Annotated in this window: 9 protein-coding genes; 2 read left to right on the forward strand and 7 right to left on the reverse strand. The window is 32.3% G+C overall.

What is annotated here, in order from left to right:
• Positions 1 to 92: 92 nt before the first annotated feature.
• Positions 93 to 746: a nitroreductase gene (locus AC38BG_RS05945; protein WP_489936946.1), complete on the reverse strand. Its 654-nt coding sequence runs from the start codon at positions 744 to 746 to the stop codon at positions 93 to 95.
• An 83-nt stretch (positions 747 to 829) separates the two neighbouring features.
• Between AC38BG_RS05945 and AC38BG_RS05950 the strand changes: the two genes are divergently transcribed.
• Positions 830 to 970, forward strand: coding sequence for an SPJ_0845 family protein (locus AC38BG_RS05950; RefSeq protein ID WP_489936947.1), 141 nt, complete (start codon positions 830 to 832; stop codon positions 968 to 970).
• Positions 971 to 1,015: 45 nt separating this feature from the next.
• Here the strand turns inward: AC38BG_RS05950 and yihA are convergent, their stop codons facing one another.
• The 5 genes from yihA to AC38BG_RS05975 form a co-directional block, all read right to left on the reverse strand.
• Positions 1,016 to 1,603 (reverse strand): ribosome biogenesis GTP-binding protein YihA/YsxC, encoded by a 588-nt coding sequence (gene yihA, locus AC38BG_RS05955; protein WP_489936948.1) that lies wholly within the window; start codon positions 1,601 to 1,603, stop codon positions 1,016 to 1,018.
• The gene (gene clpX, locus AC38BG_RS05960) at positions 1,600 to 2,871 is read right to left on the reverse strand and encodes an ATP-dependent Clp protease ATP-binding subunit ClpX (RefSeq protein WP_489936949.1); all 1,272 of its coding nucleotides are present in this window, start codon (positions 2,869 to 2,871) and stop codon (positions 1,600 to 1,602) included. Before clpX ends, yihA begins: the two co-directional genes overlap by 4 nt.
• A gap of 122 nt (positions 2,872 to 2,993) precedes the next feature.
• Entirely contained in the window at positions 2,994 to 4,316 is a 1,323-nt protein-coding gene (gene tig / locus AC38BG_RS05965) for a trigger factor (protein ID WP_489936950.1), read from the reverse strand.
• Between the two features lie 127 nt (positions 4,317 to 4,443).
• Positions 4,444 to 5,712 carry a methionine gamma-lyase family protein gene (locus tag AC38BG_RS05970; protein ID WP_489936951.1) on the reverse strand — a complete coding sequence of 423 codons (1,269 nt, stop codon included), beginning with the start codon at positions 5,710 to 5,712 and terminating at the stop codon, positions 4,444 to 4,446.
• A 20-nt stretch (positions 5,713 to 5,732) separates the two neighbouring features.
• A complete protein-coding gene (locus tag AC38BG_RS05975; RefSeq protein ID WP_489936952.1) occupies positions 5,733 to 7,820 on the reverse strand; it encodes a putative ornithine decarboxylase in 2,088 nt (695 codons plus the stop codon).
• Between the two features lie 206 nt (positions 7,821 to 8,026).
• Between AC38BG_RS05975 and AC38BG_RS05980 the strand changes: the two genes are divergently transcribed.
• Positions 8,027 to 9,472, forward strand: coding sequence for an APC family permease (locus AC38BG_RS05980; RefSeq protein ID WP_489936953.1), 1,446 nt, complete (start codon positions 8,027 to 8,029; stop codon positions 9,470 to 9,472).
• A 158-nt stretch (positions 9,473 to 9,630) separates the two neighbouring features.
• Here the strand turns inward: AC38BG_RS05980 and tuf are convergent, their stop codons facing one another.
• Entirely contained in the window at positions 9,631 to 10,821 is a 1,191-nt protein-coding gene (tuf, locus tag AC38BG_RS05985; RefSeq protein ID WP_489936954.1) for an elongation factor Tu, read from the reverse strand.
• Positions 10,822 to 10,882 lie beyond the last annotated feature (61 nt).

Genomic DNA, 10,882 nt, shown 5'->3' on the forward strand with positions numbered 1-10,882 from the left:
ACGAATATCAATTTTACTATGCAAATTTTGTTTATTCAAAAATAGTAACCACAATATGCAGTTACTATAATATGCAGTTACTATTTTGTATATTAATCTTTAATTTTCATCATTTGATCAGTCAATATCCTGCTTGAATGGTATGCATTAATCACACTACTATCCTTTGAATAACCTAGTGCAATACCAATGACAATAGTTTCATTATCAGAAATTCCCATAATTTTGCGAGCAGTATCGGGAAATTTTGCAATTTCATATGCAGGTATTGATGATATTCCCCTATCTTTTGCAGCTAATAATAGAGTCTGAACAAAACTACCAGCATCAAATTTTGACCAATCAGTTGAATTCTTGGGTATAGTTACATAAATTAAAGCAGGGGCATCATATAGTTGTTTTTGTTGGTCTTTATATTTTGCAAGTATCCCATCATTCCAAATACTTGCACGATATGCAGTAGTCTGTGCCATATGTTCTCTTGGAAAAGCATCCCAATCTTGTCTATGTCTTGTTGGAAAATCAGAGTGAGGTTTTATACCTTCTTCATAATTTTTTATATGTGCTAGTTTTATTTTTTTAAGAGTCTCACCAACAGCAACATATACTCTCCATGGTTGAGAATTTACCCAAGATGGTGCATGCTGCGCAGTTGCAATAAGTTCTTTGATATCAGAAATTTCTACTTTTTTAGATGAAAATTCTCTAACACTGTGTCGATTCATAATTGTTTCAATTGTATCCATTACAAAAGATCCTTTCATATTACTTACACTTATTACTATAGTCTATTATAATAAATAAAAAAGATAGAAATGAGGATAAATTAATGGGATTAACATTTAAAAGACAAGATGAATTAGAAAGAATGCTAGATAAATTTGCAGTCATCCCTGATGACCCTAAGAAAAAAACAGCCAAAAAGCTCGAAAAGTCTAATGAAAAAAATTCTCTCGACAAAAACAAATAATAAGTTACACAAAAAGGCAGATCATTTTGATCTCGCCTTTTTTAGTTATCCAACTTTATTTTCAACCCATTTCAAGATTTTCTCACTATTGATTTTAGTTATCGAACTATATGGTATTACTATTACATTTGATTTCTTAATATCAATATTTTTAGCAAGATTACTAATGATTTTATTTTGCTCGTTTTTCTTAAGCTTATCGACTTTAGTTGTAACAATTAAAATTGGTAAATTTAAATATTGAGCATATTCATACATAGCTATATCATCTTTAGTTGGCTCATGCCTTGAATCAATTAAAATTATTAGTGCTTCTAAATTAGCTCTAGTTTCTAAATAATCTTGAATCATAATCCCAAAATCTTGTCTCTTAGCTTTCGACACTTTTGCATATCCATATCCAGGAACATCAACAAAATAAAATTGTTCATTAACTTTATAAAAAATAAGTGTCTGTGTTTTTCCAGGTGAAGAAGACGTTCTTGCCAAATTTTTACGATTTAATAGCGAATTGATTAAACTAGATTTTCCAACATTTGATCTACCAGCTAATGCAATCTCAGGTAAATTGTCTGTTGGATATTGAGACTCTTTCACGGCACTTAAACTATAAGCACTGCTAATTATTTTCATTTATTAACTACCTCATTATCGGCATTTTCATCATTGTCTTGTTTGTAAGTTATTTTTGGTTTATCATGTCTCAAAATTACCCCTTTAGTGATTTCAACTTTTTCAATATTATTTTCACTAGGTGTTTCATACATTATATCCATCATTGAATTTTCAATGATCGTTCTCAACCCTCTTGCCCCCATCTTTCGTTCAATAGCAAGATGTGCAATTGCTTTTAAAGCTTCAGTTGAAAAACTCAATTCTACACCATCAAGAGATAATAATTTTTGATATTGTTTTACTAAAGCATTCTTTGGTTCAGTTAAAATTCTAACTAAATCTTTATCATTTAACTTATCTAATGTTGCAATGACTGGAATACGACCTATGAATTCAGGAATTAGTCCAAATTTTACTAGATCCCCTGTAGTTAGATATTTATTCCAATTATCACTATCAATAGCATTTAATTGACTTTCTGCTCCAAAACCTATTGTCTTTTTACCCAATCGATTTTTGACAATACTTTCAATACCATCAAATGCACCACCAACAATAAACAAAATATTTTTAGTATCGATATGGATCATTTCTTGTTGTGGGTGTTTTCTTCCACCTTGAGGTGGAACTGACGCTATAGTTCCTTCTAATATCTTTAATAAAGCTTGTTGAACGCCTTCACCTGAAACATCTCTAGTAATAGAAACATTTTCGGCTTTTTTAGATATCTTATCAATTTCATCTATATAAATAATTCCACGTTGGGCTCTATCAATGTCGTAATCAGCATTTTGCAATAATTTTAATAAAATGTTTTCAACATCTTCACCAACATATCCAGCTTCTGTTAATGTTGTCGCATCGGCAATAGCAAAAGGTACATCCAATATTCTTGCTAAAGTTTGAGCTAAATAAGTTTTACCAGATCCAGTTGGTCCAATTAAAGCGATATTTGATTTTTGCAATTCAGTTGAAGAATCTACATCCATTTGGTTAATACGTTTATAGTGATTATAAACAGCAACTGATAAAATTTTCTTTGCACGGTTTTGTCCAATTACATAATCATCAAGCTTGCTTTTAAGTTCTTTAGGTTTTGGTAAATCTTTGGTTTCTTTTAAAGTGTCAGTTTTTAATTCATCATCAATGATCTTTTTAGATAAGGCAACACATTCATTACAAATATATACACCATTACCAGCAATCATTTTTTTGACTTGTGCTTGGGTTTTACCACAAAATGAACATGTGATTTCTTCTGGGCCATCTTGGTATTGTTTAGCCATACAAAAATTCCCTCCTTGATTCAATGTGTTTAGAGTAACATAAAAAGACTATAAAAACTTTCTTTTTGACTCAAATGAAAAAACGACTCACATTAGAGCCGTCTCCTTAAATAATAAAATTATTACTTAGTTTCATCTTTTTTTGATGAAGTTTTTGCCTTTTTAGCAACTTGTTTTGCATTATCAGTAATAAGATCCATAGCTTTACGAACTGTAATATCATGTTCAAGCATATCATTGCTTAATGTATTGCGAACGGTCTTTTCATCCATGTTATATTCAGCTGCTAAATCTTTGATTTCTTGATCAATTTCTTTTTCAGTAGCCTTCAAGCCTTCTTTGGCAACAATTGCTTCTAAGACTAAGTTAGTTTTAACACGTTCTGCAGAATCTTGTGATAATTGATCACGTAATTGTTGTTCAGTAGTATTGGTTAACTTGAAATATGTTTGAGGATCAATACCTTGACGCTGCATGTTTCCTAAGTATTGATTCATTTGAGTATTAACATCTTCTTGAATCATTGCTTCAGGAATTTTATCAATTTTGGCATTAGCTACAGCGCCTTCAATAGCAGCTTGTTGAATTGTATCTTCAGCTGCTGCGGTCTTTTCTTCTTTTAATTGCTTCTTGATTTTTTCTTTTAATTCATCTAATGAATCTACTGAATCATCAACATCTTTTGCAAATTCATCATCAAGTTTTGGAAGTTCTTTAGATTTTACTTCATGGATCTTAGTTGCAAAATGAGCTTCTTTACCAGCTAAATCCTTTGCACCATATTCTTTAGGGAATGTAACTACTACATCAACATCATCACCAGCTTTGTGACCAATTAATTGATCTTCAAAACCAGGAATAAATGTATTGCTACCTAATTCAAGAGAATAATTTTCAGCACTACCACCATCAAATGGCTTGCCATCAATTGTACCCTTATAATCAATAGTTACTGTATCACCTTTAGTAGCTTTTCCATCTTTTAATACAAGTTCAGCATTTTGTTCACGTTTTTTATCTAATTCAGCATTTACATCTTTAACTAATACACGTGTATTTTGCTTAGGTACTTCGATCCCCTTATATTCGCCCAATTTTACTTCTGGCTTAGTAGTAACTGTAGCTTTCATAGTCCAAGATTTACCTTTTTCCATAGAAACAGGTTCAATTTTTGGTTGACCTACAGCTTCTACTTTAGCATCTTTCAAAGCAGCTTCATATGCATTTGGTAATACAGCATTTAAAGCATCTTCATATAATGCTTCTTCACCATAATATTGATCAAAAATAGTACGGCTAACATGTCCTTTTCTAAAACCAGGAACACGTAAATTGTTTTTTACACGTTTAAAAGCTTGATCCAAGCCTAATTTAATTTCTTCAGGTGAAATTTCAAAAGTTAATTCTCCGGTAGTATCTCCGGTTTTTTCCCATTTTACAGACATTAATTCAATACCTCCGATGTCAAAGTTGGGTTTGCTATTGCACACTCAACTATCTTACATTAATAAGCTTTAAAAAACAAATAAGTGAAGTCTTTTTCATAAAATAATCATGTTTTCTTGCTTATCATTAATTATTTTTATAAAAAGTTTCTTGTACAGCATGGGTGATAGCAATTTTATCATGAGCATATGATAATCCACCTTGAATATATAAACGATATGGATCACGTAAAGGTCCATCAGAAGATAATTCGATAGTTGATCCTTCAGTGAAGCTTCCAGATGCCATTACCACTTCATCTTCATAACCATCTTGATGATAAGGAATCGGATCAACAAATGAATTCATAGGTGAATAATGCTGAATAGCTGCACAAAATTTAACCATTGGATCAGGTTTACCAAAAGTTACAGTTTGAACAATATCAGTTCGTGGTGCATCCCATTTTGGAGCAACATCCATACCCATTTTTTCACATAAAGCGGCTGTAAAAATCATACCTTTAATAGCTTCACCAGTTGTATGCGCAGCCATAAAAAAGCCTTGATAAATATCTCTTAAATATCCCCAAGTGGCGCCTTCACCTTTTCCAGCTCCAGGAACTGTTAATCTAGAACCTGCTCCATCTATTAGATCTTGTCTACCAACTAAAAAGGCACCACTTTTAACAATACCTGCTCCAGCATTTTTAAATAGAGAACCTGCCATCATATCAGCTCCATAAAAGCTAGGTTCTACACACTCAGAAAATTCACCATAACAATTATCAATAAAAACATTTACATCTGGCCTAATTTTTTTAACAAATTCAATCATTTTTTTGATTTTATTGACAGTAAAGCTTGCTCTAACAGCATATCCCAATGAGCGCTGAATAGCTACTACTTTTATTGTTTTATCACTCAATGCTTTTTTAGCATTTTCATAATCGACTTCACCATTGTCTAATAATTCAGTTGTTGCAAATTTAATACCATATTCCATCATATTACCTGGCTTATCACCAGTTAAACCAATTGATTCTTGAATAGTATCATACGGAGTACCAGTCAAATAATATAATGTATCTCCTGGTCTGAGCATACTGAATAATCCTACAGTAATAGCATGTGTGCCAGAAGCAAATTGTGGACGCACTAAAGCATCATCTACTTTAAAATAATCTGCATAAATTGCTTCAATTTTATCTCGACCAATGTCATCATAACCATAACCAGTTGATGGGACTAAGTCTTCTTCACCAACACGATGTTTTCTAAATAATTCTAAAACACGTTGCTGATTGAATGTGACCTGTTCATCAATTTCTTCAAGTCGTGGTCGAATCTCTTTTTCTACTTTAGTTACTTTATCTTTTAAATCTTTTGGTAAGTCACTTTTCCATGATAATTCCATATCTGTATTTCCTCTTTAGATTATTTTAATACTTCTGCTTGTATTGAAATCTTATCATTGATTTTTTTCCAATAAACACCTTGAATTTCTGGTACAAAACCAGGAAATTTTACAATTGCACCAGCTAATATTTCAAAATATTTTTTATCAATATTTGTCCATCTTTCACCTGGTGCAACAATAAATATCCCAGGTGGATAAGGCAGTGCGCCTTCTGCAGCAATCTCACCTTCAATATCTGTTAAATCTACCAATTTATTCTTATTTTTAATAAATAATTTATCAGCAGCTGCAGGGGATATAATATAATTTTGCATATCTTTTCTTGCAAATAATGCTTTTTGTAAATCAAAAGTATCATTTTTAGCATAATATTCATGCATTTCTTGACACAGTTGCTTTAAAGAATAATTATGATATCTAATTTTATAAGCTTCATATAGTTTTGGTAATACTTGTCTTAAAGGTGCATTTTCATTATAAAACTTTTCAAACTTTAAAAAAGCTTCTAGTAATGTATTTAACTCCTTTTCTGTATCTCCAGGAGTTAATAAAAATAAAAGTGAATTCAAATCATTTTTCGCTCTAATTATATGATTTTCCATTAAAAACTCGGCTACAACAGATCCTGGTATTCCATGCTTTTCATACCTTTGTTGTTTAATATCAATTCCAGGAGTAACTACAGTAAGCTTCATAGGGTCAATCATTGCTTGACCCTTAGCTACCTTTAAAAATCCATGCCACAAATTTTTATTATCTAATTTCCAATAATCAGCATTAGTAGATAGCTCTTCAGTACTTATTTTGGCAAAATCATCTGAAACAAATGGTTTAAATAGCTTAGATTTTTTAAGTAACTTTTTACGCCACTTAATACCCATTTTTAAAGTTTCATCCCACCACTTCTCATTAGTTTTATCTGCTGTAAGATATGCATTCACCGTTAAAGAAGCATATAAAGGATATGAATAACTTGAGGTTACGAATTTTAAATATGCATGATTAAAATGCTTATGATCAACATAACGTGATTGTCCTTTAATATGTGCATCTTTTTTTAAAATTTGTGAAGCTTGAGCCATCCCGGCTTGCTGTTTATGAAGAGATTGAGTAACTAAAATTCCTGGATCTTCAGGACCTAAATCTAACAATAATGGTGATAAATGTCGCATAATTGGTACAAAAGATTCAAAACCGCCCCAAGCACAATCAAATAAGATATAGTCACATAATTTACCAATGTGATCTAATATCCATTTTGCATCATAAAATATACCGTCATAAGTTTCTGCTTGCACAATTGCCAAACGAAATGGACGTTTTTTCTCTGCTTTTTCAGGATCAACTTTAGCAATTTCTGCACGAATTCTATCCTCATTAAAGCTCTCAGGATCCATTTCTCCAATTAAACCTAAAGGATTTCGATCTGTTGGAATATACACTGGAATAGCACCACTCATAATTAATGCACTATTATACAAAGATTTATGATTATTTCGATCAAATAACACTAGATCTCCATCTGTTAATAAAGCACTTGCGCAAATTGAGTTAGCACTTGTTGTCCCATTTGTACAAAAATATACTTTGTCTGCATTATACGTTTTTGCGGCCTTTTGCTCTGCATTCAGTGGAGTGCCTGTGTGCATCATAGTATCCCCCAATTGCGGAACAGTGTCACTAGTGTCAGCATACATTAAATTTTTACCAAAGAATTTATTAAATGCAACACCTGCAGGATGTTTATCATAATATTGCCCATTATGATGACCAGGTGTAGTAAAACTGATTGGTTTATTTTCCGCAAAATTAATCAAATCAGTCAAAAAGCTAGGAATCATTTCTTCTGTATACTGTTTCACTTTTTCATTAATTACTTTTTGTTGTTTTCTAGTTATTGCTTTATCTACTAGTATAATCGGAATATTAAAACCAGATTTTTCTTTCAGTTTATGAGCTTTCTTTATTTCTTGATCATTGTGTTTATTTACAACTATAGCTGCCACAGCAGCAGCATTTTTTATTTTATCTAGCCTTATAGTTGATTGTGCTAAAGTTTTTTCATTTTTTATATGGGTACCAATTGCAATTTTTAGAAAGTTCATAAATTTCCTCTTTATATTTACATGCTATTGCAAAACTTAAATAAACCTTTATAATTTTTAGAGTGTTTCTTTTCTTGTAAGAAAATAGCACTATTCATATAAAAATTATATATACATTGGAGGGGTTACTCAAGTGCATTTACCTTACTCTCCACCCTAATTAAATATTTTCGTAAAATTAATATACTATTAATTAGGGGGAAAATATGGAATTTGAAGAAACGATTACACCAAAAAATAGGCATTATATGAGTTGGCCAGTTATTGCTTTAATTGACTTTGTTACCATTATTAGTTTTGAAAACATCTTTTATCCTTTTCAAAATCAAGGATTATCCGTCGTAATTTCTTGGATCTTTCTGTTGTTTGCATATGTTATACCTTATGCTTTAATGACTAGCCAAATGGGACTAACATTTAAAGATCAAGCAGGAGGATTAGCATCATGGGTTCGTCATTCAAGCAATGATACCTTAGGTTATTGGACATCATGGATGTATTGGGTACAAAGTGTTCCTTATATCGTCGATGTTTCTAATTCGGTAATCGTATCATTTAGTTGGATTTTGTTAGGAAATAATAGTTTAGACAAAAAAATGTCCACATTTTGGTTTGGACTTTTAACTTTTGTAATTATTTTGATTTTCATTTTACTTGAAAATGCAATAAAAAATTCATTAGAAATACTATCATTAATCGGTGGTGGTGCAATGTTCATCATGTCAATGCTATTTGTATTGCTTGCAGGTTATGCGATCTTGCATGGTCATCATATTGCAACTCAACCATTTAATCTTGCAGCATTTAAACCATCTTTTAGCTTAAGATATTTTTCAACTACAGGGTTATTGATTTTTGCAATGTCTGGAGCTGAACTTGCAGCACCTTATATTGTTCAAATGCGTGATCCGAAACATGAATTTCCAAAGGCTATGTGGATGCTAGCAATCATGACTGGATTTTTAACAATCTTCGGAACTTTAGCATTAGCAATGTTTTTCAATGCTAATCATATACCACATGATTTTAAAATGAATGGGCCTTACTATGCATTTCAAATGCTTGGAGAAAGCTTAGGCTGGGGTAAAATACTTATGTATTTATTTGCCATTGTTCAAGCAATTTTTATGATGGCTCAATTGGCTGTATTGCTCGATGCATCAAGTCGAGTATTTGCAGGTGACGTTGCAGATAAATTTATGCCTAGTTGGCTAACTAAGAAAAATAAAGATGGACGTCCTATTCATAGCTATACATTAACTACAGGTTTAAGTTTGTTTTTACTATTATTAACAGGTACATTGCCAAATATTAATTCAATATATAATTGGCTATTAAATATTAATGGAATTATTTCACCCTATAAAACATGTTGGGTATTCTTTGCATTCATTATGATGCGAATGCAACAAAAGAAATTCCATTCAGATTATGTATTTATTAAAAACAAAACTGCAGCATTAGTTGTTGGTTGGTGGTGTCTGATCTTTACATTCGTTTGTGCAACTTTGGGATTTATACCTCAAGAAGCAGAAGCAACCTTTGGCAGTGAGGCATTTACTCACCAACTGACAATGAATATAATTACTGTAATTGTATTATTCGGACTAGGATTTATTTTACCTTGGTTACGCAAATTACAAGAAGATTAACAAATAACGTAGCATTTATAAAAACTTTAGAATAAAAAAATACTGATATTACAACGTTTTAACAATAAACGAAAATATCAGTATTTTTACTCTGAATTAACAAAGATTAATTTAAAATAAAAAAGATGTGCTTTGCACATCTTTTTTTGACGTTAGAATTAGTCAAGAATTTCAGTAACCTGACCAGCACCAACAGTACGTCCACCTTCACGAATAGTGAATTTAGTACCTTTTTCAATAGCAACTGGTTTGATTAATTCAACTGTAAATTCAGTGTTATCACCAGGCATAACCATTTCAGTACCTTCTGGCAATTCAATTGATCCAGTAACATCAGTTGTATGGAAATAGAATTGTGGACGGTAGTCTGAGAAGAATGGAGTATGACGTCCACCTTCTTCTTTCTTCAAGATATAAACTTGACCCTTAAACTTCTTATGAGTTTGAATTGAACCTGGTTTTGCTAAAACTTGTCCACGTTCAACTTGATCACGGTTAACACCACGAAGTAATACACCAACGTTATCTCCGGCTTCACCTAAGTCCAAGGTCTTGTGGAACATTTCCAAACCAGTAACAACTGATTTCAAAACATCTTCAGTTAAACCAACGATTTCAACTTCGTCACCAACTTTAACTGTACCACGATCAATACGACCAGAAGCAACAGTACCACGACCAGTAATAGTAAATACATCTTCTACTGGCATTAAGAATGGTTTATCAGTATCACGTTCTGGAGTTGGAATGTATTCGTCAACTGTCTTCATCAATTCCAAGATAACCTTTTCTTGTTCAGGATCACCTTGCAATGCTTTTAATGCTGAACCACGGATAACTGGTACATCGTCACCAGGGTAACCGTATTCTGATAATAAGTCACGAACTTCCATTTCAACCAAATCGATCAATTCTGGATCATCAACTAAATCAGTCTTGTTTAAGAAAACAACGATATAGTTAACACCAACCTGACGAGCAAGCAAAATGTGTTCACGAGTTTGAGGCATAGGACCATCAGTTGCAGCAACAACTAAGATAGCTCCATCCATTTGAGCAGCACCAGTGATCATGTTCTTGATGTAATCTGCGTGTCCTGGAGCATCCATATGTGCATAGTGACGGTTTTCTGTTTCGTATTCAACGTGGGCTGTGTTAATAGTGATTCCACGTTCTTTTTCTTCTGGTGCAGCATCGATTTGTGCATAATCTTCAGCCTTTGCCAAACCTTGTTTTGATAAAACTGTAGTAATAGCTGCAGTTAATGTGGTCTTACCATGGTCAACGTGGCCGATGGTACCAATGTTTACGTGCGGCTTAGTTCTAACGTAATGTTCTTTTTCTGCCATTAAAATGACCCTCCTGTTTTTTTGCAAGAAGTCCGTTGAGATATGTTAACGGATAATTCTC

It is taken from the genome of Lactobacillus sp. M44, from assembly GCF_058130005.1.